This window comes from Microbulbifer maximicatervae (SeqCode), assembly GCF_052467615.1.
On record NZ_CP174319.1, the window covers coordinates 2,891,338 to 2,917,511 of the forward strand.

The following is a 26,174-nucleotide window of genomic DNA, read 5'->3' on the forward strand; positions in this document are numbered from 1 at the left end:
AGTTGAATCAAGAGTCTCAATAGTTAAAAATGCATGAGGAGCTGTCAAAATCAGAAGTAAGGGACTACATGACTGATATCCTCAAAGATATACTTCAGTTCGTACAGAATGTGGGGCTTAAGAATGGCCTCTTTGTCATATTTTTCATCTTTGCGCATTACCTCCTCTTCTGGATGTACAGTGGGCGCCTGAAGGACCGACAAGTTGAAATTGACCGGCTTGCAGCAGATAATAAAGAATATAGGGACAGGTTTTTAAAGTTGATGGACAACGCCTTCTCTTATTCACCTCCCACTAGGAAAAACGCGCCCAAGAAGCCAATTAATGAAAAGGAGTTTGAGTAGTGCTCTATCTATTGCCGGCAATTGCTCTTGTCTTCATTTTCGCGAAAATATATCAGCTTCTGGAAGTAAAGAAGCATGATCAACACTTATTTGAGTTTTGTCAGCTACGGAGAGATACGATCGGCTATCTCTCCGATTCTTATACCGACCTATCAAGAAATGATTACATAGCCTTACGCAAGATCAATGATGCACTCAGCACCATCATTGCCGGATATAAAGAGCACAGAACGGTTGTGTTTAATCTCAGGTTATTTTCAGAGTATGTCAATCAGCTAAAAGCCTTTGAGAAAAAGGCCGAGAAGATATCAACCAGCAATCCAGATATACAAGAGTTACTAAACAGAGTTCATCAGTCTATATTTAATGCCTTTCTGGCATTTACCCCCTACCTAAAATCAGAACTCGCGTTCAATGTAGTGATGAAATTGATCTCTCTGGGAGTAAATGCCGGGGCCAATTCATTCAAGGCACACTTGCTAAGCCTTAAAGAAGCCAAAACCCTGCTCAATACCTTTAAAAAGCATTCCTCTCCTTGCTGAACCCCTCTTTTCAGCCACCGAGAGCTTTTTGGCTATTTGCATGGCTAGCGCTATCAAGGGCGAACTCTGATACCAGCCAGTACGCCAAGCGCTGATATCAATCCTGCGGGGAGTCAGCCTAGAAGGCTGGACTCTGTGGACACTCAAGATTCTATGCGTAAAAAGTAACTAAAGGTGGAATTTCCAGTCAAGCAAAAAGCACTGAAAAATTAATGAGTTAATACAGAAATACACTTATTTTTTGAAATGTGTATTATCCTAAATTAGGACAGCACTCCATCCAGCATTGAACCATTGGAATTAAACTAAATAGTCATCTTCAGCTCATATTAAACCATTCGGTCATCATCGATATATCGATAATTTCGAAAAAATCGATATACGAAATAATCATTACCAGAAAACTGAAAATAAGACGCACAGACCTAGAAATCGCACTTTTTTCTCACCGAAAGCCCTTACAACCGAGAAAAAACTACGGACCGTTCAACCCATAAAAATTAATATCATACGTTTTTCCGCCCCCGTTCTTACCCGGCAAAACCCGCTCTCTCAATTTAGTCAATATCAAAGATTCGGTGTCTATATCCTTGCGACGTAAATACCTTATAGGTGCAGAAATGGAACTCAGTTATTTCCTTATTATATGTACAGTGATCATCGTGATTTTCACTGCCTGCGCCTATCTGTACAACTATATCCTTACAGCAAGCGCAACATTTTATCGCTCACCAGTGCAAGAGGATGAGACTGCGATACGCAATCACCTCATTGATAAAGATACGATCAATATACTTGTCATTGACGGTGGTGGTATTCGTGGACTCATACCGCTATATGTCATTAAGCACTTGGAAAAAGCACTGGGGCAACCAGTTGACGAGCTTTTCGATGTGTTTAGTGGTGTCTCGACGGGCGCTGTCATTGTTACCGGTTTAAATGTCCGCTCATCTCACCTAGCTAAAAACTATGCCAATGTCGACTCAAAAACAGACTTGCTTATTAACCTATATAAGTCGAAAAGTAATTATCTGTTTTCAACCCCTTGGTATCATAAACTGCTTACGGCATCCGGTCTTTTTTCTCCAAAATATTTGGGTCGCCGTCTTCACAAAGTGATGGAGAAGCACTATACACCAGAGCTTAACTTCACCGATTTGAAAAATTATGTGATTATCCCCTCACTCAGTGTAAATACTGGTGAACTTCACCTCTTCAAAAACCGAGGAGGAGATACCAGTGAGCTTCCTACCAACAGCCTATACCAACTGGTCACAGCTGCAGTTAGTGGGGTCTCATTGTTTCCCCCAGTTGGCTTTATGGCTGACAGCAAAGAAGTGGGCCATAAATACTTTGCCGACGCAGGTATTTCTGCCAACAACCCTGCAAGTGTTGCGCTCCTGGATATCATCAAAGAGTTCCCTCACAAGAACTACTATGTGCTGATTCTTGGGTCCGGCACGTCCCCGCTGAACAGTTCGCAGGTGAAATATAAAGACCTGAAAAACTGGGGCATACTACAGTGGGCACGAGATGCTATCTCAAGTGTTCAAAGATCAATGGATGAGCAGCAATTGCACGCCCTGGAAATTGCTTCATTACTCTCCAACAATGTAAAGATCAAATATGACTATCTCAATGTAGAGGTAACTGAACCCCATGTCGGTCTATTCGAATACGACAATATCGACTCACTCAAGATTCACTCAGATCGACTCATTAAGAACAATAAACAGAAAATACAACAGGTAATTGACCAATTGGCCACTGCCAACGGATAAAAATCTCATCACAATGTAAGGCGGCAACTCAAAAAAAGTTGCCGCCTAGCCTAAGGACAGTGACATTCACTCTATCAGAAAATACACGCTTAGCACTCATCATCCGCACACCCGCCTGCCAGCAAACCAACCAACAAATATTTTACTGATTTATCGCTAGTGACATTACTCTTCAGGAGCAAAATCAAACGGCGTTTAACCATGCCAAAGCTACGCTATCTAATCACAATTCTAATTACACTGACTTCTTGCCTCTTTGTGAATGTTAGAGCTGGAGAACTTCATGATCGTGAGGCTCGAAACAGGTGTATAAAAACCTGTAAGAATAGCTACTATGACTGCATTAGAGATAATGAAAATCAAGACTGGTGCGTAGAGAAGAAGATCCACTGCGATAATATATGCTATGAATACGAAGAAGATCGCTGGCGCTGGTATCGAGATAAATCTTCCAACCATTAACCAATAAACAGATATGTGTTAGCCGTCCTATAGGATGTCAAGGCAACATTGGATAGCTGTGCAATAAGCGTATATTTTGCTAAGATCCAGGTCCTGCATAAATTATCTACCAATAAGCAAATATGAAACTCCTTTCTATAAACGTATCCAAAAAAGTAGATTATGAATACAAGGGTAAGACTGTAACAACGGGGATCTTCAAGAAACCAGCCCAAGGAAAAGTTTTTGTTGGTAAGAATAATTTGGAAGGAGATGAGCAGGCAGACTTAAAAAATCATGGCGGCAAAGATATGGCCATATATGCGTTTTCTAATGACCACTACCCTTACTGGGAGAACCTGTTAGGCAGAAAGGGCCTTAAGTATGGCGCATTTGGTGAGAATCTAACGGTAGAAGGGCTTCGAGAAGAAAATATCTTTGTTGGCGACCAATTCCGCATAGGCAGTTGTATCCTTGAAGTAAGTCAACCCAGAATACCCTGCTTTAAGCTAAGCATGGCCCTAGATAATGACGCTGCAGCCAAGATTCTCACTAGCAGCTTTAATTGCGGTGTATATTTTAGAGTTGTTAAAGAGGGGCATATTAAAGAGGGGGATTCGATTTGTAAGATAGCTGAAGCTCCAAACTCAATCGACATACGATCTATGTTCAGAGTTTTTTTTGATAAGCAATTTCCCAATACCAAGCAAGTACTCCAGACTGCAAGTCAGCTACAGCCCTTATCCAATGAATGGAGAGAGAAAGCTGTAAGGCGGCTCTCTAAGCTCTGACAATTGAGTAATTTGTCACACCAGCCTACTAACTATGCTCCCTCCGAAAGTGAGCCTCCAGGAGGGCTGTGTAGTAAAAGTTAAAACCCAGCACTACCCCGGACTTAAATATTTTAGTAGTAGTTTTTTGGAGAAAAGTAATAACCTATTAAACAAACAAGAATTAATAGGCTTCTTCAACTTGATACTACTGCGCGAGCTGTACTCGAATACCCCCTATTACCACCTGCCAATATATCTGCGGATAAAATGATAGGTATTATCAGGCATGCAAAAACTTAAACAGATCATGCCAGAATTGGCCTAGGCAATAGAATTCCTGACTTAGCACTTAAATGTTTAGCCCTAACAAAAGGGTTCACTCATGTACTTGGATGCGCCCAACACCCTGGAATCTTTTACCAATATCACAGACACCAACCATTTAAAACCTTACATCAAGCTACAGCTTATTATATACCCTGCAAAATTTAACATAGGGCTTCGAAGATATTAACAAATAAAAAGCAACTGAAAAAGCAATTACCGCCCAAGTATACTGAATAAAATATAAAATCCATAAATATATAATAAACGGCAGAACTAACACAGATAATTTCTTAACCCCAATACTGGCAATATGCAATGATGCATAAATACAGATAAGTACTGACAAAGAGGCGCACACCAACAAAAGGGATGATGAAGTTATGGTAATCATGAGCACCCCCAGTACAGCAAAAACAGCAGCCCCAAAGTATCTCTTGCCAGGTTCAAGTGCTCCCATGCTAATGGGGGCGGCCATATATCCAACTATATGATAGCCAGATACGATAACCATAAGTGCTGCCCAGCTATCAGCATGAGCAAGTACAACTGCCGCTATCAACCAATTAGTAAGCATCGAGCGCCTTGATAAATTATGTACAGGATCTAAAACAGCCAACCATCGTGGCATTTGCCCTACAGAGGCCATTGCAAATAGAATTCTTGACGAGGCCCCCAAATAAGTATATCCAGATGCCGAGGGACTTATCACACTGTCTGCGAGTAGTATCATCGCAAGAAAGTGCAAGCCAAGCAGTGTCGCCAAGTCCAAAAGCGGCGAGTCAAAATTAATCCCTTGCCAACCACCATTTTCTACCAGAAGATCGTTCGGCACTGAGGCCATAAAAGCATATTGCAATGCAAGATAAACAAGCGTCATTATTGTAATTGATAAAGTAACGGCCAAAGGAATATTGCGTTTGGGGTGTTTTATCTCACTGGCAAAGGCAACGCTGATCTGAAAGCCATTAAACGAATATATTAGACCTGCCCCAATAACAGCAGAAAAAGCGCTTCCAAATCCAAACTCCTGATTAGAGTCAATTGAAAAATTTGACCCACTTGTATCACTACTAAATACAACTATAAGCAATACGACTATTGCAAAGGTGGGAGTAAATATCTTTAGAACAGTGACAACATTATTGATCTTGGCAAGAAACCGTATTCCATAATAGTTAATCAGCAAATATACAAAAAGAATACTTAACGCGAGAACCTTCCCCCACGGAGTCAAGGTGTGGTTGTCAATTAACAAAGAGGAATCTATAGCAGATGAGAGGTATTGGGTAGTTGCCTGCGCCTCGGTCGCAACAACCATTAATGTGCCAAACCAGTTAGCAAACGCAAATGGCATTCCAAAAATACTATTGTGCGACAATGCACTGGATTGAGCGAGGGCTCCTCGGACTGGGTAGAATGCAACGACACGGCTTAGGCACAAGCCAACCATCAAGACCAAAAGCGCCGCTAATATCCAGGCTCCAAAAGCCCAATTACCAGCATAGTTTGCCGTAAGCTGCGCACTAAACAACCAGCCCGAACCTATCATACAGGTGGCACTAAGCAGCGTAGCACTCAACAGAGAAACGCGTTTTTTTCCGCCTTTGGCACAACCCATATCGACCGTTTTCTATAGTGTTATGCAGGCGTCTTCTCTATTTAATCTGATAGCTCCTGCTACTAGTATCTTTAGTTTAGCCAGCCCAGTTCATTTCAACCAAAAACAGTAAGTTATCTCTTTCTACTTCAGGTATAAGTCAAAATTGAAAATGGAGATATTGTATAGAAGCCTTTAAAGGCCTTATAGAAATTTGACATGAGCATCAACTCGCCTTTCCAAAAGCTTAGGGCTGTCAGCAGGGAGGCACGCTCAACGTATGCAGCAATGAAGATACATAAAAGTTAACGCAACTATACAGAGGGCTGAAGGAAATCCCAGCGGTTGCATCTTTCAACACCAAGGTATTCTTTCAAGATTGACGCCATACGCCCCCGCATCCGCCAGAATTTTTCTGGCACATAGTTAGTCGCAAAAGCTATAGAGGCCTTACATTCAGGAACAACTAAAAGGTAAGCCGTAGCCGCATCATCAGTCACGCCACCGTGATGTAGTACCAACCATGGCTTATCTTGCTCCCCTAGATTTATGCCACCCACCCGCAACCGAGGAAATGTTTTTTCTCTTTGATTTCTTCACTATGTAATTAGGCGTAGTCAACACAAAACTTGGATTCAATAGATCAATTATTTTTTATATCGACACGCACTTTAATTATACAGAGACATACTTGACCCATCTCTCATTGGAGCATCCATAAGGGGTGCCCCATATAAGTTGCTAAAGTAGCGCGGCTATCGCTATATCGAGGCTATCAAAATTTGGGTAAGTTCTTTGGGCATATCTAGCATCACATCATGACCACAGGGAAGGTTTATCGTCTCCCAACCAAGTTCTTTCTGAGCTCTCTCAAAGAACGGCCTACCAATTCCTGGTGCCCAGCCCGATGCATAGATGTACCGGTGCCGACCAACTTGCTTCCATAAGCCCTGTAGTTGAATCGGTTGCTCAAATGATCCCAGTGGATGGTCGACACAGCGCCGATCCACCCACGCCTGATCTTGAATGTTAACCCCGAAATCTATTGCAGGACTTGGCGCTACGCGAAATCCATCACCCTGAGTTCTGGCAATATCCTGAAAACTCAACCCGACCTCTACAGGCAAAAGATCTAAGACGTTTTGCCCATCCTCTGGAACTAAGGCATCAAGATAGACAAGGGATCGTATATGCTGGTGAACCTTATCAGCCACACCGGTTATTACCACTCCACCATAACTGTGGCCACACAAGACAATATCCGTTAACTCTTCACATGCGATAACACCCAGAATGTCTTGTATATGCGTATCCAGGTTGATTGTGCCATCTAAAAGGTGCGCCCTTTCTCCGAGCCCCGTCAGAGTTGGGCTATAAACCTCATGGCCGTACCGCCTAAGAAACGCTGATACCCGCTTCCAACACCAGCCTCCCTGCCAAGCACCGTGTACCAGAACAAATGTTGCCATAAAGACTTAACCCCACGACCAGGCACTCCACCTGTATGAATTATCGCCACTTTTAGCTTCCACCCCCATCCCAAATGATAAACGGTTGACAGGTATAGGACGCCTGACCTAGCATTATTGATTCTAGGTCAAGCGTCCTAGACCCTGTAATGCTAGTTAAAGAGGAAGTACAGCATGGCAAATCTATTTCAATCCTTCGATTTATCAGGTCTTCGACTTACAAACCGCATGGTTATGGCGCCGATGACGCGAAATCGAGCGGACAAAAATGGAGTCGTAACACCCATGATGGTTACGCACTACCAACAGCGGGCAAGCGCTGGCCTAATTATCGCTGAATCATCTCCTATCTCTACGCAAGGTGTGGGATACCCTTACACGACAGGTATATACACCGCTGATCAAGTTGATGGTTGGAGGAAGTTAACCCATGCAGTACATCAAGCTGGTGGGAAAATTTTTATACAGCTGCAACATTGCGGGCGCATTTCCCATCCCGACCTACAACCAGATAAAAAGGCTCCCGTGAGCGCATCTGCAATTAAACCAATTGGGCAAGCGGTTACCTACGAGGGGCATAAGGACTTTGCTCTTCCTCGTGCACTAAAAACTAGTGAGATTCCAAAAATCGTGGAGCAATTTGGCTTTGCTGCACAAATGGCTAAAGAGGCCGGCTTTGATGGAGTTGAAGTTCACGGCGCTAACGGGTATCTGATTGATCAATTTCTGCGTGACGGGACTAATCATCGCAACGACCTCTATGGTGGAAATATAGAGAATCGCATGCGTCTTTTAAACGAAATAATTGATTCCGTGATGGAAACTTGGCCTTCAAACCGTATAGGCGTGCGTCTAACACCAGAGAATAGTTTTAACTCAATGTCTGACTCTAACCCACAAGAAAATTTCGAGTATGTTTTAGAGCAGCTAAGTAACCGGAATATTGCCTACGTTCATATTCTGGAAGGCGATATGATGAAAAAAGAGAGAACCGTAAATTATCCAGCTTTACGCGAATGCTTTAAGGGTGTGTATATCGCGAATAATGGCTATAATCTCGAACTGGCCCAAAAATCCCTGAAAAGCAATAATGCCGATCTAATTGCATTTGGAACACCATTTTTAGCCAACCCTGATTTAGTTTACCGACTAAAACAAGGCATATCACTCAATCAAGCCGATCACTCAACTTTTTACGGTGGAGATGAAAAAGGCTACACTGACTACCCATTTGCCTCAACCCAAGTAGAAAATCAGTAAAGTAATCGATATGGAAAAACTAGACACCCGCGAGCGAATCATCGCAATAGCAGATGACTTATTTTATCAACAGGGTTTTGAGCATACCTCATTCAAGGATATCGCTAATCTTTTAAATATTTCTCGCGGAAACTTCTACCACCATTTCAAGACTAAAGATCAAATTCTATCTGGTGTCATAGAGAGAAGATTGCAAAAAACCCAAGCAATGCTTGAAGAATGGGAAGCACAAGGGAATACATCTGAGCAACGGTTAAAATGTTATATCCGTATTGTCATTACCAACTGGGATAAGATCAGAGATTTCGGCTGTCCCGTAGGTACTCTCTCCAATGAACTTGCCAAGTTGAACCATGTAGGGCGAGAGGATGCCAATAAAATTTTCAGTCTGTTTCGGGAGTGGCTAAAAACACAATTTACACAACTAAATCCCAATACTGATGCCGATAAACTAGCTCTACAGGTTCTCTCTTGGAGCCAGGGTGTTGCAACCTTAGCAAATGCTTTTCAGGACAAGGACTATGTTGAGTACGAAGTCAATAAAATGTGCTCTTGGGTTGACACATACAAGACGAAAGCTTAGCGCTATTTACAAGGAACTGTGAGTATATGTTTATTATTTTGTTAAAATTTTCAGAAAGAAAATCACAAGCAGCAAAATATATGACTGGCCATAAGGAGTGGTTACAGAAAGGCTTCGATGATGGAGTTTTTATACTGTCTGGAAGTATAAAACCTGGAATTGGTGGAGGTATCCTAGCATTTAACACCACTTATGAAGAATTGCTAATACGCATCGAACAAGACCCTTTCGTATCTGAAAAAGTGGTTAGTGCCGATGTCATAGAAATTGATTCATCCAAGGCTAGTCCGCAGCTTGAATTTTTATTAGACCCAGAGACAAACGGTTAGGTAATTAGTATGGCCGCGCAACTTATTCAAAGTCATGATGGTAAATACCGTTGCAACTGGTGCGCTTCTGCACCAGATTTCCTGGAGTACCATGACAGAGAATGGGGCTTTCCAGTTAGTGACGATTTTCGCCTATTTGAAAAGCTATGCCTGGAAGGTTTTCAGTCTGGTTTAAGCTGGCGTACAATTCTTGCCAAAAGAGAAAACTTTCGGGAAGCTTTTTATGGATTTAACTTTAATAAAGTAGCCCGTTTTACCAATACAAATGTGGAAAAACTGCTATCAAATGAGGGAATAGTCCGACACCGAGGTAAAATCGAAGCCGTTATTAATAATGCCAAATGTGCCAAGGAAATCGTAAAGAAAGAAGGATCTCTTGCATCATTTCTCTGGAGATACGAACCTAAAAAAGAGATGCTTGGCAAGCCTCAGTCCATGTCTACCTCAAATGAATCGATCATATTATCGAAAGATTTGAAAAAGTTAGGCTGGAAATTTGTAGGGCCTACAACTGTCTATGCCTTTATGCAAGCAATGGGATTAATTAATGACCATCTAGAGGGATGTGTCACGCGATCTAAGATAGAGAGTGCAAGAAATAAGTTTGTAAAACCCTAATGCTTAACTAGAACTAATCCGCACGATCATAGGTAATCTATAAAAGGGTAGAGCTTGATAGGGGATGCACCCAAGGTAAAAGATATTACCTCTGATACATCCCCAATCTTACTCACCAAGCTGCTCACATATAAAATTGTATAGTAATTTTAATCGATAGGAGGACATACGGTCCCCAGGCCTAAGAGAATAGAGGTTTAATTCAGCAGTTTGAAAGCTTGTCAAAATCGGGACTAATCGCCCCTCTCTAAGATCATCTTCAATGATAAAATGGGGAATCAGTGCAATGCCCTTCCCCTCTAACAAAGCACAATGGAGTAATTTACTGTTATTAGAAGTCAACCTAGGTTCCAGATAAATATCGAGCCATTTACCTTTATCTTTAAACTGCCACACGCTGGGTTTACCCGGTAGGGTATATACCAAACAGTGATGGTCACTTAACTCACGGGGGTGGCCTGGCTCCCCATATTGTTTAAGGTACTCAGGCGCCGCACAGGCAACTCGATGATAACTGGTAATTTTTCGGCATAACAAGGCGCTATCAGCTAGCTCATTAGTTAGCCGTAGCACAAGATCAAACTTCTCTTCTAGCACATTCACATAATGATCTCCCATTTGAATATCTAGAAGGATTTCCGGGTACCGATCCATAAACATATTCAAAATAGAACCGAACTTGGATAACCCCCAAGACATCGGGACGCCAATCCGTAACTTTCCTCTAGGGCTTTCATTGGATTCACACAAGTCATCCTCTAAAGCATCCCACTTGCTGAGCACTTCAAGTGCCCGCATGTAACACCGTTCCCCGGAGCTAGTCACCTGCATATGCCGAGTACTGCGGCGCAAAAGCGTGGTTCCCAGGCGAGATTCCAATCGCTCTACCGACTTAGAAACCCAAGCTGCAGACACACCCAAACGTTTTGCAGCGCTGGTAAAGCTTCCACACTCCACGACCGTACTGAAAACCCTCAAGCTCTCTAATTGATTAATTCCTGCCATATTCAATAAATAGTTGAAACTGTAATTACCTAATGTCTGATTTACACAACAATTCGTTAATTGTCAAAATATGAAAAATCTTAATGGGTAAGAAATATTTATGGCTATCAAATATCAAAATCTATTCAACACCGTTGAAATCGGTAACTTACGTATGCCCAACAGGCTCGCAGTCGCACCGATGACACGGGTCAGCGCCGGGCTGGATGGTCGCATTGGTCCACTGATGGAAGAGTACTATGAGGGATTTGCCCACGGAGGGTTTGGGCTGATTATTACCGAGGGATTATATACAGATAGACTTTACAGTCAGGGTTACAAGTATCAACCCGGTATGGCCAATCACGATCATGCACAGAGCTGGAAGCCGATTATCTCAAGAGTTCATAGGCAAGGAGCCCGGATATATGCCCAATTGATGCATGCCGGCGCCCTTTCGCAATATAACCCCTATACCGATCAAAATGCTGGCCCCTCTAAGGTTCGTCCCCAGGGAAGTCAAATGCCCTTCTACTATGGTGAAGGCCTCTATCCCATGCCGGAAGCCATGACACAGCGAGATATTGCAATGGTTGTTGAGGGCTTCGCTCAGGCTGCCCGCATGGCACAACTTGCCGGCTTTGACGGTGTTGAGATACACGGTGCCAATGGCTACTTGTTAGACCAATTTTTAACCACCTATACCAACAAACGAAAAGACTGTTATGGAGGAGTACTCACTAACCGTTTACGTATTTACAAGGAAACACTTGAATCAGTAAGGGCAGCGGTCGGAAAGGACTTTGTAGTGGGCGTTCGTTTCTCTCAGAAAAAAGTGAATGATACCAACTATATTTGGCCTGAAGGCGAAGCTGGAGCTGCCGAAGTTTTCGAGCTAATGAAGCAATGTGGTACCGACTATATTCATACCACCGAACCAAAAATAGACACTCCCGCCTTTGAAAACAGTAACTCATTAGCAAGTCTGGCAAGGAAATATAGTACTCTACCGGTTATTGCCAACGGCGGAATTACAGACCCAAAACTCGCAGCTCAGGTCCTAAAAAACAATGAAGCAGATATCATCTCGCTTGGTAAAACGGCCCTGGCCAATCAGGACTGGCCAAATACCATAAAACAAAATCGGACTCCAAAGAACTTTACTTTTGATATGCTTTCACCCCATGCGACACTGGAATGTGCTCGCGATTATTTTCGAAGAAACAGTTAAATAGTCACCTGAGGACGGCGGAGGAATTTAATTACCCTTCCCCTCCTTGTAGACCAGAAAATGGCTCTAAGCGAGTGAAGGGTAATCTTAAAATTAGCAACTTTAGCTTTCTGACACCTTAAATTAATTAGTTTTTATTATGGAAAATATCTAATGTTTTCAGAGATAGCTCTATCAAGTCAGCCGTTTGATCACTATCTACATTCTTGACAACGCTTATAGAGCGGGCATGATCAGGGCAAAGCATTAGCATGGTACTTCCGCCAACTCCTTCACCGCTCATCAATTTAATGTTTGGATGCTCCTCGATAACTCTAATCAGCTCCGCATCCTCCTCCGGATCATACCAATCGCTTAAACTGATAAAGTCAACAATCCAACCAATTCCGTAGCTTACTTCCTCACCACTTGTTAGAGTTCCTGGGCTAAAAAGCTCAGAAAGCGATTCATCACTCAGATAGCCACTATCAAGATGTGACATAGCAAACCTAACCAGGTCACTTGGTGTAGAGAGCATACCTCCGCCAGCATATTTATAGCTACTATTTACTTCTGGAGAGTTGATTAGACTTCCTCCCCAGTAAGAATAAGCTCTTTGCCTGTGGGGAATTATGGGAGAGTTTTCATCAAAAATACTATTTTTGAGGCTCAAAGGATCAAATACTTCCTCTTGAACTAACTTTTTAAATTCAGTTCCTGATGCAGATTCCATTGCGGCAGCGAGCAATGTCCAAGCATAGGTCGAGTAATTAGAGTCTGTCCCAGGATAGAAAAGTAAATCGTCACCCTTAAAAAGATCTAACGCATCTATTGTGGAACTATACTCCACATTGTAAAGAAATTCCCCCAAAGATTGGTAGTGGCGAATCCCTGAAGTATGATTTGTTATCTGTCTTAAGCTAATATCAGCGTGTGAATCAGGCCAAGCCTCTACCAGCGAAGAGACATAGGTGTCCAACTCAATAATCCCCTGTTCTTTCAACCTCATGAGAGCAGCTGCTGTGATAACTTTCGAAACACTGGCGATTCTCAATTTGGTTCTTCTAGTCATTGGAACATGAGATTCGAGGTCAGCAAAACCATAACCTCTTGCCCATCGAACATGCCCATTTTCCCCTACAGCCACGCTAATCCCAGGCACAGACTCCTCAGAAACCGCATTTATAAAAAGACTATCCAAGTCACTCGTATGCGCTACTGAATTTTCAGCGAGAAATACCGAACATAAAGAAAGTACAGTACTTAAACTTATACGTTTGTACATATTATTAAATCCTTTTAACCTTCACATACTAAATAAAGACATTTACTAATTGACTTTATCACTCAAACATAACCCAGACAATTAAAAAATAACCATCAACTGAACTACATCTCTTTCATAACTCAACTCAATTATTGATATATTGCAGGATTGATAAGAACATACATGAACAGTTTTGAATTTAAGGAACATTATTCTCCATCCGTATATAGGTAGTCGTTGGCGAAAATCAAAAGCACCAAATGACTGCAACCTGCGATATTGTCTTTATCTGATCAAGATTAGATAAACCTCAACATCTGGCGCCCTACCAATACTCAGAAGCATGTTGTATTTTAATTTACATCTAAATAACTTCAGCAGTTATTTTTTCTTCAGCTCTAGTTACTTTAGACTTACTTAAACCACATTATCTGGAGTTAGGGCATTTGAATTCCGCTTCCCCAATACCCTAAAACAGATAAGTAATGACTAAAGTTATCGCTCCAAAACTGAAACCCAAAAAACACTCTTTATCTTTTGATAGTTTTCTGTAAATATTCATACTAGTCCTTATCCATATAGAGAATAATAATGAAGGATTATGTGATTATTGGTGGTGGTCATAACGGCTTGGTCTGCGCTTGTTATTTAGCAAAAGCAGGGAAAAAAGTAACGATCCTTGAACGCCGATCTATAGTCGGAGGGGCAGCAGTAACTGAAGAGTTCTACCCGGGATTTAGAAATTCTGTAGCAAGCTACACAGTAAGTTTACTCAACCCGAAAATCATCGAAGATCTCAATCTCCGTGAACATGGCTTGGAAATCAAGTTACGGCCACAAGCTAACTTCTTTCCACTTTCAAATAGTGAAAGTCTCTCTTTCCATAAAAATATCTTGGATACACAAGCTGAGATTGCACGTTTCTCAGAAAAGGACGCAGCTACCTTACCTAACTTTTATGCCATGCTGGAAACCGTAGCAGATATTTTGCGCGAGGAATTACTCCGCTCTCCCCCTAATGTGGGCGGTGGCTTTGTGGATTTAGTTCGTGCTGGGGGCTTTGGCTTAAGAGCGAAAAAGTTGAGTATGTCATCTCGTCGCGATGCACTTGACCTGTTCACCAAGAGTGCTTCAAGTGTATTGGATGCCTGGTTTGAAAATGACCATGTCAAAGCTGCATTTGCTTTCGACTCTATAGTCGGAAATTATGCAGCTCCCAGCACTCCTGGCTCTGCCTACGTGCTGTTACACCATGTATTTGGCGAGGCTAACGGTGAGAAAGGCGCTTGGGGACATGCTATGGGCGGTATGGGCGCTATCACTCAAGCCATGCGAAAAGAAGCTGAGCGCCTTGGGGTCAATATTCGTACAGATGCGGAAGTCAAAGAAGTTCTGGTAGACCGTAGTCGTGCCAACGGCGTACGACTTAGCAGTGGAAAAACTATTACGGCTGACAAAGTAATCGCCAATGTCGGTCCCAAGCTGCTTTACTCCCGGATGATTGACGAACAACACCTAGAGCCAGAGTTCCGCCGCCGCGTACGTGGATTCAGGGTAGGTTCCGGTACTTTCCGTATGAATGTAGCACTGTCTGAACTCCCAGACTTCATCTGTAAGCCTGGAACTCACCTACAACAGCATCATCAATCTGGGATAGTCATTGGTCCAACAATGACCTACTTGGAGCAGGCCTTTGTCGATGCAACTCAATACGGCTGGTCAACACACCCCATTGTAGAAATATTGATCCCCTCCACCATCGATCCTACTCTTGCTCCAGAAGGCAAACATGTCGCCAGCCTATTTTGCCAGCAATTCGCTCCAGAACTTCCGCAAGGAAAAAGCTGGGACGACTATCGTGACCAAGCTGCAAAAACAATTATCGATACTGTCACAAACTATGCTCCCAATTTTCGTGATGCGGTAATCGCCCAACAAATTCACTCACCGCTAGATTTAGAGCGCAAATTTGGCCTCATGGGGGGTGATATATTCCATGGTGCCCTAGGACTGGACCAACTATGGAGTAATCGCCCCTTTATGGGCTTTGCAGATTACCGCACACCGATACAGGATCTGTATCTCTGTGGCTCGGGTAGCCACCCGGGAGGCGGAGTTACTGGAGTACCTGGGCATAATGCTGCTATGGAGATTCTCAGAGATAGATAAGAGTGGCCTGCAGTATGCGGGCCCTTTACCGCTTTACTACCAATTAGTCTTGATTCCAACTAGTAGCTCTAAAGAATCTGCTATTTTAAATAGTTGGAGTACCTATTTCGAACACTTCACAGATCCCTCTGGCGCTTCAAAATATATGAGTGCCAAACATTTATTTCCTTTGAGGATGATTGAATATCTAGTGCCCAGCGCCACAAAAACCTTTATTTTGATTATAGCCCTCTTCCATTTATAGCCATCAAGGTTCTTCACGACTTTAATGGGTATCTGTCGCCGCAGCTGATTTAGAAAATAGCACTTCTATAACAGTTTATTTATCTTGCTGATTCCTACACTTCCGAGCTCTATATCTCTTACATAAACACTTCCTATTTAAATAATAACCAAGATAATATGCAACCATAAGCTGAGCAAGTGATAATCTTCAGCTGCGAGAAACATTGGACAAATGACATAGACCTCACTATGAACCAATTAATTTAATGTTCGCATACTAAAAAATCTTAGCTTATCCACTCAATACTTTAACAAATATTAGCAACCACAAAACCCTCAACACCTAAAGCAATTAATATAATCTTTTAGGCAAATATTTTCTGCTTTCTCTCACATAAAAACTGGCGCCGGTTATTTTCTAATTAACTATCATCGAGTTGTAAACATGTACGGCGGTACTATATTATGCGCCCGCACATAAATTAAGTGCGAAAACAAAAATGGCTGTACCACTACTTAAAACCTATTAATTTAGAGGGATCAGATATGAACAGAAGTCATATTTTTCTTTCATTGGTAGTGCTCTCAGGGGCATCCCATGCAGCCCCCCTTTATAACTTTGTTGAGATAGACCAAACCGCAAGTTTTATAAGCGGTCATAATGTCGCAAAACAACCGGTAGTCAATGATGCCGCAGTAAGTAAAGAATATACGTTAATGGAACGCACCGCTTCTTTAAGAGCTGTTTCGGTTACTCCAGACGGTAGGCAATATACTGCAGAAGTAGATCAAGAATCCTTATCGCTATTGGAGCAAGCGATAGCAATTATTGAATCTCATGGTTTGGATTCAAGGATTTTTTCATCAAAAGGACAGGCGCCCACCATGATTCGTGGTGAGGAACAACTGCTCCCCACAGTTGTAATTGGTACCGACGACAGAGTTCAAATTACTAATACCGTGCAAAATCCTCACTGGTACAATGGCCGCATTGATGTAGGCTGTACCGGTACATTGATTACCGCAAAGCATGTGCTAACAGCAGGACATTGTGTTTCTGATGGCTCCGGCAACTGGTATAGTTCTCTTGATTTTACAGTGGCTCAATCTGGTAATTATGAGCCCTGGGGGAGTGAATCCTGGACAAATGCTGTGACTACCAGTGCTTGGCATAATAATTCAGATACGAACTATGACTATGCAATTATTGTGTTAGCGGAACCACCACACAATGGATATTCCGGATGGGGTGTCTATTCTGGCGGCACTCATAGTGTTACTGGATACCCAGGAGATAAGCCATTTGCTACTATGTGGACAGATTCCGGTAGCACGTCTTCAAGTACATACAGAGTGTGTTACACATTAGATACAGCTGGCGGTCAGAGTGGCAGTGGGATTAAAGACACGTCCAACAGTGTTCGCGGAATCCACACAACTGGATCATCCTCGCAAAACTGTGGAACGCGTATAACCAGCTCCGTCTATAACACTTTGCAGGATTGGATTGAGAATTACCCATAAAGTAAAATTACTTCACCCAAATTTAGGATAAGGCGCCCTTGGGCGCCTTTTTTAAAAGTATGAGAACGCTAATTTCTTTAATATTTTTTCTAAGTGCATGTGGAATGATGGCAGATGATGAACCCGAATGGCAGCGAATAATGGTGAGAGGCAGCCTAAAAACACCTGATCCAGTTTTACAGGAAGTACAGCGTCTGGAAGAATTAGGAAAGGTAAAAGATGTGGTTATTCTTGAGTCCTATCCATTACAGATATGGTTTAGTTCCGATTTTGAGACAGCCGAGAAGCTGAAGTCCCTGTCAAATAAATATAGTTCATCTCGCTAGTTTTCTCTTTACCTACGCGCGAATGATAATTTTTTATAGGTTCGTGTTAATAGTAAAAACCCGCCACAGCAGATTATAGTTCCAAAACACCGAAATTAATCTAACGACCTTTCCTCCTTATTATTCTAGCTCAGGTTTTTTCCGACCATAGCAGTGCTCCACCAATCAAGGAATAATGAGCTTTAAACAGAAATCTACTCCTCAGCTAGTAATAGGAGCATATGCAGCTCGAAACACTAACCCGAGATCGTCCGGTCAAGTGATAGTCCCTACTGGTTGCTATAGCTCTTTTAGGAGGGATAGTAGTGAAGTCGCGCAACTGACACAGGCCCAGCCACTCTCATTTCTCTTATCTCCCTTTTTACTTCTCTAGGGCTCGTTGAATCGCAGGACCAATTTGGCGTTTCCGTGAAATCACCCCCTCAGCAACAACCATGTCATCGACTACATGATCTCCAAATGCCGAGATAACAACAGCCTTATCTTGGTCATCACTCCAAAGCAGATAAGATCGATTTTCACGAGTGTCAACGATTGCGAAGATCAAATGATCGATACCTTTCTCTTTCTTTATCTCGCCCATAGCAGATTGCAGCTCGTATCTCCTATTAATCAACGGCTGGGCTATCAGCGTTTCAGCAACACCGATGCCAACTTCTTTTCCCCCAAATTCAAAGTCCTTATAGTCGAGTAAAATGATATCCTTAGCCGAAAAGCCACCCAAATCAGATTTTGCCATCAACATACGCTCTGCGAATTTATTGATATCATCTATGCCAGCTCTCTTGGCCAGTATTTGAACATAAGCTCTATCGTATTCAGTTGTGGTAGGTGATGTCAGGTTAACCGTATCCGAAAGAACTGCGGCCAACCCCATACACGCCAAATGAATCGGCAGTTCAATGTCAAACATGCGTGCATGGTCAGTCAAAATCGTGGCGGTCGATCCCCAGGGCCTTATCTCTATACTAATTACATTCGGAATATTAATTGGTGATCCGCCAATCGCATGATGGTCGACTATTGCTACAATCGAGTCTGGGTCAATTCCAGTTGGCAATTGTGTGCTTTGATTAAAATCAACTAAGCCAACAGCCTTTCCTGAAAACTTTTCGATTATTTTTGGCTCATCAGCACCACATTGATCAATTGCAAAGCGAGTTTCAGGATTAACTTTACTGGGTGTTCCAGGCTTACCACCATAAATAAAGGCTGCTAGTAAGCTTCCGCTAACAGAATCAGTATCGGGGACTTTATGCCCGATCCAAACTAAATTCTGCCTGCTTTTTAACTCCTTCCTTAAATAGTCAGCAGTAGATAACTTATCGCCCTCCAGTTCTGAAGAACTGGATTCCTGCGCATTTGATGTGACACCCACAGCTAAGCTAAGTGAAAATATGACTCTCAAAAACTGATTGGGAAAACCCTTTGGTCCGTACTTACCTAATGTCGCCAGACATAAAATCAAAAATCTCATTGGCACCCTCCACAGTAATCTAGCGGCAGTGAAATAGAAACTTTGATAGATAGCCGGTGTTGCAACCAGCCATACCATTTCCTCACCCGGCTACATATTAAGTGGATCGTAAAATTATTAATCCTTTCTAAATAAACAGGTAGGCAGTTCGTAATATAGACAAGGTGCAAGTATTTAACGGACGGGCCAGCTATATGCCTGCTATACCGATGCAATTTGTCGCATGCGGCTACAACTAAGCATATTCCTTCGCAAGCTTTGCCTAATAATTCAACTCTACTTTTAACTAAATACGCGCTAAGGACATCAGTTACCTATGAATATAAAGTATAAGCCGTCAGTCCTATTGACAAAGGATCAGAATCTTGCTGAACGTTAGGTAATTATGCAAATAAATATAATTGACGAAAAACCTACCATGAAACGCCCAGACATCTCTTGATGCAACATCTCTGAATGACCTTCTGATCAGCAAAAGATTACATATCTCGCTAACGCGCCGCCTCTATCTAAAGTCATCTATTTTAAAAGGGCAAAAATACTCTTGTTTAAAATCTGACTTATTACTACCGAAGCTCAGAGTTGTTGCGCTCTCTCAGCACATTAAGACTTTCTCTTTCGGTGACTTTTGACTCATGTATAAGGTTCTACACCATGAATTGGGTACGCTTAAACTTATCATAACTTGGCTCTCCTTAACCCTCAGCATTGCGGATGAGACTTCAGTACCACTTCTCAAGTTTTCTCCTGCCCATCACTTTAAAACCAACATGCTCGCTTTCTTAAATGATCAAAATTTGAACACCATTGGTGCTGGTAGCTTGGACCTTAAAGTTTGAAACGAATGTGGAGCCGCTTACCGGTATTTCATGGCCCTAACAACCAAATCGGAGATGGATAGCCTTCATGATTTATACCTGTCCAGTGCTAATACCTCACTCAAATCTTTGGATGTCCTTAATAATTCTTTCTGAAAGGCGCTTAGTGTTATAATTTTCGTATTGTGATAATAACAAGGTGTAAAAATGGCAAAGTATATTTACCTCCCCGTAAACAGTGAAGAAATGCTAGAGTTTGCGGAGAATATGGCGAGCGCATGGAGTATTCCGAAGAATCATATTCTTGCCAACAAGGTGACATCCGGTATTGGTAAGTCTATGTACCGCTGGATAGATAAGTGTCTTAGTAGCCTCAAATCTGGTGATACTCTTTATATTGTTTCTCATGGTACTGGCGCTGGTGATGGTGAGCAAATTGGTGCTCAACGCAATAACGGTAAGAATAAACAAACCAAAGTTTTCGAGAGAGGCGTAGAGTCGTGGCAGGGTGGAGAATGGAAAACCTATACCCCGACACAACTAGCAGCTACTTTGGTTAAAGAAGGTTTGCCTGGTAGTTTTGTGGACTTGCATCTCTGTGCTTGCGGGTCAGGTTATGACGGTGAGAGGCTAAGACCCTGGGCACAGCGTTTGCGTGAGGCGATGGCCACTACCCATAAAAGCCTAGAGGTTACTGGGTACCTTGGTTGGTTTGACGCTACTGGCAGCTCTGTCAAGATTAAGGTTAATACCAAGTATTATGATTTGAATGAGCGTGCAGTGACCTTTTCTTAAGAGTTATCAGCTAAAGGTTACTGTAGACATCTGCAAGGGTGTTCAAAGCTCTGTATCAGCCTAACACCTATAGGCTTTTGTATTTCTCCAGGCGATCTGGAACGCGGATCGCCTGCTGCCATAGTGCTAGATTCTAATTTTGAGTTGGGCTCGTCCAGCATCCGAGACTTTTAGTTCATAGACGTAAAGGAGCCTCTGTAAACTATAGTCTTGGCGAAACACTTTCGGTCTTAGCAAGCTCCAAATCAATATATTTTGGGTGTACAGCAAAGGCGACTTTCGGCGCTTCCTCTCACTAATCTAGCCCTACTCCAAGCACTTCACGCCACAATCGCCTTATTTCCATCCAACAACAAAGTTTTCCAGAATCTGAGCACAAACTCCGATTATTTTACACTCCTTGATTCCAAATTAGAGTAAAGATTCAACAGAAGTGATTCTTGTCGCATAACTAACCTCTCCCTTCAGTCTTTGGCTGTTCTGAATCATCTCTGCATCTGTATTTAATAAAGAGCAGGAACTGCTTAATTAAATATCCTTTATAAAAAGTTTTCTGCCCAATAGTTATTACTTGAATATTTTACGTTATCAAGAATGTGTACAAGGGCCTTAGTAGTATTTTGAGGCAAATGTGAATCGCGATGGTAGATAAAGGCTTTGTATACCCATTTTTGATTACTTTGCCGTACACCAATCACTGTAGCTCTATTTCTTTCATAACCAAAGTAAGCGTAACCATATGAATTGTTATCATCTCCTCCTATAGATAATCTGCGTATTTTCAATTTTTTATCACTATTATTTGTTAACACAGAATTCTCTGCAACATCTCGCGTGCTAGAGGTTGGAGTTTGATACATTGACGTTCCTGCATCGAAAGCAACATGGCATACAGATTGATCAGTCATAGTGAATCGGCACCCGGAAAGCTCCATGGTTAAAAAGAAGTTGACATCCGGTAAAGACTCATAAACTCTGCGATTTGTATGCGTGACTTTATTAGCTTCGTAAGGAAGCCAGTACACCCCAATTCGGTATTCATCGCACTGGTCATCTTTTCCTTCTAAAGTAAATCTTTTTCCGTCATTTGTTGTTGCTTTAAAATATTTCACACCGGCTACTCGATAAGAGAACCCAGAGGTTGAGATACGAATATTTTTTATCTCACTGTTGTCTGTTTGTTTAGCTTCATTAACCCTATCCCAAAATACATCTCCAATATTGAAGAAATATCTTATTGCCTCTAGACCAGCCTTAGAATAACCTCCATATATCTCTAAGAAAGAGGAAATTCTGTCAAGATCATAACGTGTTATATGTTTTTCCCTATTTATCCCCAAGCGAAGCGCTGCATAGTCAAGTGTGCCCTCTGGGAGTTTAAGTTGGCTGCAAATCGCATCAAGTTTCATAATCATCCTTTTTAATTTAACTTATACTTCTTTCACAGTGACTTTTAATGCTTTTAAAATCTCCCATTTAATTCTACTCAAATATCATTCAGGGAAATGCTAACTTTTATATCTGCATAGTGGGACACGAATTCCTTTCACCTCCCAATAGGCCAGCTATAAAAATCTAGACATTAATACAACTCCCACAAGCACAATTAGTTAAACTAACAGGAGTCGCCATAACCACCTACAAGCCTCGCTCAGTAGTCGGAATACCTATCTGCGATCAATAATTTTTTTTACTTTACCAGATTTGTTACTTATTTCCCCAGGTTGCAAAATTTCTATAGTGATTCTTGAGGCCGCTTCGAGTCCAAGGAAAATCATACGAAGGGTTACATCTGAACTGGTGAGATTCTTATAACACTTTCGTGATAAATGATCTTTATCTCGATTATCGACAGATTCTCTCGCTTCAATTTCAAATGCCAAATGATCGTGTCCATCAACTTTTTCGATGATACAGTGGTAAAATGAGCTAAGACCCGTGACGGTAGTGATAGCTTTTTCTAGCGCAATTGGATAGACATTTCCACCATTGATTGTGAACATATTATCAATACGCCCCTTGATGGGGCCCAAATAGGTCCCGGGATGGCCGCATTCGCAAGGGCCTTTGTGCATCTCCACCAGATCATGAGTGTTATAGCGAATCAGTGGAAGGGCTTCACGTTGCAGAGCGGTTATAACTAATTCTCCAGTAGCTCCATCTTCACATGGTTCTCCTGTATCAGGGTCAATAACTTCTGCATGAAAGAAGTCTTCCCACACATGTAAATTATGATGTTGGCATTCACTTGCTATCAGCCCAAGCTCAGTGTTTGCATACATGTTAATCAGCCTGGCGTTGAATAGCATCTCATAGTGGCTCCGAAATTCTTCAGAGAATAGTTCACCCACCATAAATATATTGCGTATATTTAAGGACGCTAGAGATATATCCTTCTCCAGACAGTGGCGTTCGAGCCTAGGTAATAAGGAAGGAAGGCAGACCATATAATCCAGCTGATACCTTTGAAGGCTCTGGAGCTGATGGTCTACCCCAAGAAATGAATCTGCAGGAATAGTGAGGCCAAATATTTCTGCGGCAGCATGACAAATCATACCACTGGGCCAGGGACCATAAGTCATTGCGCACAAACACTTATGGGACGGCTCGACACCTGTAAATAGGAAACTGCGTGCTTGTGAGATTATTGCATTATTAATATCTTTGCGGGTATAAGGTACATGTTTGGGAGTACCAGTGCTACCCGATGTGTGGCAGTAGCGTATGATATCGTCATAAGCCATACTCACTGTCGGCATAGGCTTTAAAAATATTTCTGAGCTTATAATCGGCAGTTGTTGTAAATCTTTATAGCTTTGAATTGCCTCTATATCAACTTTGTTTTGTTCAAGTAATTCACGATAGTAGTTAGACTTTGCAAAAGCCTCATTGAGCAGCCACCTGAGTTGATTATTTTTAAATGCCTGCTGTTCAGTTCTAGACTGACTATTTTGGTGCAAAAAATCTGCCAGTAGTTCACTATAGTTCATAAATACACTAGTAATCTATTTATAGATATTTAATTGGTCGTTCTGCAGAAAAATGCACACGGTGTAATTCCCGTCGTTGATTGTAGTCATTTACTGCATAGTGTAAGACTTGGTGATTATTCCAAAGCACTAGGGTGCCGGGACGCCATTGCACTCGGCAATTAAACTCAGGTTTTTCGATGTGTTTAAATAGATAATTTAGCAGCCCCGAACTTTCATCAAGTGTCATACCATCAAAATGCGAGGTGGTAGTCCGATTCAAGTAGAGAAAAGGCTTACCAGTTACAGGGTTTCTACAAACTGCCGGGTGTACTGCAGATTCCAGTGGCATTAATTTTAGTGCCCGCTCTATACCAGAGTTACTCTCACCTGAACTTTCCATTAACTTTGATAATGGTTGTTTCTTGAGCATTAGCTCTGTGGTATGTATCACATTGAGGGATTTAACTACTTGCTGCATTGCAGTTGAAAGGCTCTCGTAAGCAAGTGTTGAACTTGTAAAAAGGGTATCGCCTCCTCTGTTGGGAATATCAATACCATACAAAGCTATACCTTTTACCGGCTTCGAATAATATCCCTGATCATGATGCCAGATCCCACCAGTATTTTTCTTTTCACCGATCTCTTTGATAATTCTAGCAACTTGTGGGTACTCCTCAGAGTGACCTTGAAAAAAGAAATAATTTTTTTGAAGTTCTCCAAATAAGCTGCAGAAGTTGACAAATGCTTGTGTATCCAGGTCCATATCCCTGATAACCAATAGCTCATGCTCATGCCATAGGTTTTGCAATGTTAGTCCTGTACCTTGATCCACATCCGCTAGCTCTTTTGCTTGAATCTCAATACCGAAATTACCAGTTAAATAGTTAAAATTCATAAAATGCTCTCGATCTCGGTTGTTGTAAATTGTGACCAGTTCGACAATTTTAATGCTTCGGGTAAACCACCCGTTGAGCGCATCATTGCGGCTCTAGCTGAACAAAAAGTTGCTGCGCGAACAATTTCTTTTAACGTATCCAGCTGATCGTTAACATTGTTAAGAGCGGCCATTCCGCAGGGCACGAGGTCCTGATTATTACCTTCACATGAGAAACTCATCTGACGCACCGGTGTCGACCTGGCCTTTATTTCCTGGAACAAAGCCGACGTTAACTGGTGAATTCCTTTACAGTGATTGAAAGATTCAACACTTAAATTATCCGGCAAACCTCCGTTAAGGCGATGATCCATTAAAATCAATATTTGTCGATCAAGCATTTCAGATAGACGATGGATGATTTCCAGCATAAATTCAGCGGAAGCTGCCAGCCCAATCGCATAAAAGAGTCCGCCATGCCAGGGACCAGACTCAAGAATTAGGGGGTTGTCAGCGACGGCTAGAGCTTCGGAACGAATTTTAGCTTCGGAGTAATCCAATAAATCAAGGCAGTGCCCAAGTATCTGAGGAGCACAGCGAACAGAATAACGAGCTTGTAACAAAGTTTTCTTGCCTTCGGCAATCTTCGGCGATTTTAAATAGTCACGTCGTAGTTGTGTCAGTAGGTTACCTGCCCGAGCGTAGCTGGTGTGTACCTCCCCATAATGCAAACCTTCCGAGAAATGTTCATCTCCGGTGCCTATCGCCAGGGACATAAGCGCAACAGATTTAAAACAGTCCCTTAATACCTTTCTTAATTGATAATCATGTTCGATAGCCCATGAAGCCATCATGGCATTGGTATTTACCAGACCAATTACGTCGCGAGGGCCCTTTGGTCCATCCTCGAATAGAGGAGATATGGCATGGGCCATAGAAATTAAGTCACCACTGGCTCCCAAGCTACCTTTTCGGGGAACTCTGGGAAGAGTTTCACTGTTTGCCAGGTTAAGAAGTGCTTGATAAGTAGAAGGATGGATGCCAGATAAGCCATGGGCCGTTTTCCGAGCTTGTAGTTTCAACGCGCGCCTGACGACCGACTTCGGCAGAGGAGTACCGATACCAACTTGTAAATATTCCAATAGGTTGACTTGGGTATTTTTCCACTGATTTGGATCTAGGGCATTTCGCTCATTCTCACCATAGCTAGTGTGTAGGCCATAAATGGGGTTATCAGTATCATCGATCTGATCTTGAAGTAATGCATAGGAGCGTTTAACTCTGGAAATGTCTTTGTCACTCGCGAGAACTGGGTTGTGTAGATATCCCCACTCATACCAAGTCTGCAAAGGAAAAGTTAAAGCTAAACTAAAATTAGCTTCAGTGGATACTACATTACTATTCGCTGCTACGGGATAGCTGAGAGATGGCGTAGACACTCTAACTCCAAAACTTTTTGAATAAATAGG

General features: G+C 42.1%; 22 protein-coding genes. 13 read left to right on the forward strand and 9 right to left on the reverse strand.

Annotated elements, in window-relative coordinates; genetic code table 11:
* Nucleotides 1-29 precede the first annotated feature (29 nt).
* From ACJJIM_RS12795 to ACJJIM_RS12810, 4 genes are all read left to right on the forward strand, one after another.
* Entirely contained in the window at nucleotides 30-344 is a 315-nt protein-coding gene (locus tag ACJJIM_RS12795; RefSeq protein WP_413662626.1) for a hypothetical protein, read from the forward strand.
* The gene (locus ACJJIM_RS12800) at nucleotides 344-886 is read left to right on the forward strand and encodes a hypothetical protein (RefSeq protein WP_444911155.1); all 543 of its coding nucleotides are present in this window, start codon (nucleotides 344-346) and stop codon (nucleotides 884-886) included. Before ACJJIM_RS12795 ends, ACJJIM_RS12800 begins: the two co-directional genes overlap by 1 nt.
* 620 nt (nucleotides 887-1,506) lie before the next feature.
* Nucleotides 1,507-2,667, forward strand: coding sequence for a patatin-like phospholipase family protein (locus ACJJIM_RS12805; RefSeq protein ID WP_444911156.1), 1,161 nt, complete (start codon nucleotides 1,507-1,509; stop codon nucleotides 2,665-2,667).
* 584 nt (nucleotides 2,668-3,251) lie between these two features.
* Entirely contained in the window at nucleotides 3,252-3,899 is a 648-nt protein-coding gene (locus tag ACJJIM_RS12810; RefSeq protein WP_444911157.1) for an MOSC domain-containing protein, read from the forward strand.
* Between the two features lie 442 nt (nucleotides 3,900-4,341).
* Here the strand turns inward: ACJJIM_RS12810 and ACJJIM_RS12815 are convergent, their stop codons facing one another.
* Nucleotides 4,342-5,826 (reverse strand): APC family permease, encoded by a 1,485-nt coding sequence (locus ACJJIM_RS12815; protein ID WP_444911158.1) that lies wholly within the window; start codon nucleotides 5,824-5,826, stop codon nucleotides 4,342-4,344.
* 740 nt (nucleotides 5,827-6,566) lie between these two features.
* Complete coding sequence (locus ACJJIM_RS12820; protein WP_444911159.1) at nucleotides 6,567-7,274, reverse strand: alpha/beta fold hydrolase; 708 nt, start codon at nucleotides 7,272-7,274, stop codon at nucleotides 6,567-6,569.
* Nucleotides 7,275-7,448: 174 nt separating this feature from the next.
* On the opposite strand from ACJJIM_RS12820, the gene ACJJIM_RS12825 reads away from it, so the two are divergent.
* From ACJJIM_RS12825 to ACJJIM_RS12840, 4 genes are read left to right on the forward strand one after another with little or no spacing between them, the layout of a single operon-like run.
* Nucleotides 7,449-8,534: an alkene reductase gene (locus ACJJIM_RS12825; RefSeq protein WP_444911160.1), complete on the forward strand. Its 1,086-nt coding sequence runs from the start codon at nucleotides 7,449-7,451 to the stop codon at nucleotides 8,532-8,534.
* Nucleotides 8,535-8,544: 10 nt separating this feature from the next.
* On the forward strand, nucleotides 8,545-9,117 hold the full coding sequence (locus ACJJIM_RS12830; RefSeq protein ID WP_413662633.1) for a TetR/AcrR family transcriptional regulator: 573 nt from the start codon (nucleotides 8,545-8,547) through the stop codon (nucleotides 9,115-9,117).
* A gap of 26 nt (nucleotides 9,118-9,143) precedes the next feature.
* On the forward strand, nucleotides 9,144-9,446 hold the full coding sequence (locus tag ACJJIM_RS12835) for a YciI family protein (protein ID WP_413662634.1): 303 nt from the start codon (nucleotides 9,144-9,146) through the stop codon (nucleotides 9,444-9,446).
* A 9-nt stretch (nucleotides 9,447-9,455) separates the two neighbouring features.
* Nucleotides 9,456-10,064, forward strand: a complete 609-nt coding sequence (locus ACJJIM_RS12840; RefSeq protein WP_413662635.1) for a DNA-3-methyladenine glycosylase I — start codon at nucleotides 9,456-9,458, stop codon at nucleotides 10,062-10,064.
* A gap of 108 nt (nucleotides 10,065-10,172) precedes the next feature.
* On the opposite strand, the gene ACJJIM_RS12845 is transcribed toward ACJJIM_RS12840, so the two are convergent.
* Nucleotides 10,173-11,069, reverse strand: a complete 897-nt coding sequence (locus ACJJIM_RS12845; RefSeq protein WP_413662636.1) for a LysR family transcriptional regulator — start codon at nucleotides 11,067-11,069, stop codon at nucleotides 10,173-10,175.
* Between the two features lie 100 nt (nucleotides 11,070-11,169).
* Here ACJJIM_RS12845 and ACJJIM_RS12850 point away from each other — a divergent pair, with 100 nt between their 5' ends.
* Nucleotides 11,170-12,279, forward strand: a complete 1,110-nt coding sequence (locus ACJJIM_RS12850) for an oxidoreductase (protein WP_444911161.1) — start codon at nucleotides 11,170-11,172, stop codon at nucleotides 12,277-12,279.
* 127 nt (nucleotides 12,280-12,406) lie between these two features.
* Here the strand turns inward: ACJJIM_RS12850 and ACJJIM_RS12855 are convergent, their stop codons facing one another.
* Nucleotides 12,407-13,543, reverse strand: a complete 1,137-nt coding sequence (locus tag ACJJIM_RS12855; protein WP_413662638.1) for a serine hydrolase domain-containing protein — start codon at nucleotides 13,541-13,543, stop codon at nucleotides 12,407-12,409.
* 573 nt (nucleotides 13,544-14,116) lie between these two features.
* Between ACJJIM_RS12855 and ACJJIM_RS12860 the strand changes: the two genes are divergently transcribed.
* The 3 genes from ACJJIM_RS12860 to ACJJIM_RS12870 all read left to right on the forward strand — a co-directional run bounded on the left by ACJJIM_RS12860 (nucleotide 14,117) and on the right by ACJJIM_RS12870 (nucleotide 17,769).
* A complete protein-coding gene (locus ACJJIM_RS12860) occupies nucleotides 14,117-15,694 on the forward strand; it encodes a phytoene desaturase family protein (RefSeq protein WP_413662639.1) in 1,578 nt (525 codons plus the stop codon).
* 771 nt (nucleotides 15,695-16,465) lie between these two features.
* Nucleotides 16,466-17,443 (forward strand): trypsin-like serine peptidase, encoded by a 978-nt coding sequence (locus tag ACJJIM_RS12865; protein WP_444911162.1) that lies wholly within the window; start codon nucleotides 16,466-16,468, stop codon nucleotides 17,441-17,443.
* A 104-nt stretch (nucleotides 17,444-17,547) separates the two neighbouring features.
* Nucleotides 17,548-17,769 (forward strand): hypothetical protein, encoded by a 222-nt coding sequence (locus tag ACJJIM_RS12870; RefSeq protein ID WP_444911163.1) that lies wholly within the window; start codon nucleotides 17,548-17,550, stop codon nucleotides 17,767-17,769.
* A 361-nt stretch (nucleotides 17,770-18,130) separates the two neighbouring features.
* Here ACJJIM_RS12870 and ACJJIM_RS12875 read toward each other — a convergent pair whose 3' ends face one another.
* Nucleotides 18,131-19,246, reverse strand: coding sequence for a manganese-dependent inorganic pyrophosphatase (locus ACJJIM_RS12875; RefSeq protein WP_444911164.1), 1,116 nt, complete (start codon nucleotides 19,244-19,246; stop codon nucleotides 18,131-18,133).
* A gap of 1,025 nt (nucleotides 19,247-20,271) precedes the next feature.
* Here ACJJIM_RS12875 and ACJJIM_RS12880 point away from each other — a divergent pair.
* On the forward strand, nucleotides 20,272-20,859 hold the full coding sequence (locus tag ACJJIM_RS12880; protein ID WP_413662643.1) for a hypothetical protein: 588 nt from the start codon (nucleotides 20,272-20,274) through the stop codon (nucleotides 20,857-20,859).
* A 539-nt stretch (nucleotides 20,860-21,398) separates the two neighbouring features.
* Here the strand turns inward: ACJJIM_RS12880 and ACJJIM_RS12885 are convergent.
* The 4 genes from ACJJIM_RS12885 to ACJJIM_RS12900 all read right to left on the reverse strand — a co-directional run bounded on the left by ACJJIM_RS12885 (nucleotide 21,399) and on the right by ACJJIM_RS12900 (nucleotide 26,144).
* Nucleotides 21,399-22,268, reverse strand: coding sequence for a hypothetical protein (locus ACJJIM_RS12885; RefSeq protein ID WP_413662644.1), 870 nt, complete (start codon nucleotides 22,266-22,268; stop codon nucleotides 21,399-21,401).
* A gap of 258 nt (nucleotides 22,269-22,526) precedes the next feature.
* Nucleotides 22,527-23,849: a phenylacetate--CoA ligase family protein gene (locus ACJJIM_RS12890; protein ID WP_444911165.1), complete on the reverse strand. Its 1,323-nt coding sequence runs from the start codon at nucleotides 23,847-23,849 to the stop codon at nucleotides 22,527-22,529.
* 19 nt (nucleotides 23,850-23,868) lie between these two features.
* The gene (locus tag ACJJIM_RS12895) at nucleotides 23,869-24,726 is read right to left on the reverse strand and encodes a TauD/TfdA dioxygenase family protein (protein WP_444911166.1); all 858 of its coding nucleotides are present in this window, start codon (nucleotides 24,724-24,726) and stop codon (nucleotides 23,869-23,871) included.
* Entirely contained in the window at nucleotides 24,723-26,144 is a 1,422-nt protein-coding gene (locus tag ACJJIM_RS12900; RefSeq protein ID WP_444911167.1) for an aromatic amino acid lyase, read from the reverse strand. The genes ACJJIM_RS12895 and ACJJIM_RS12900 overlap by 4 nt, the downstream gene beginning before the upstream one ends.
* Nucleotides 26,145-26,174 lie beyond the last annotated feature (30 nt).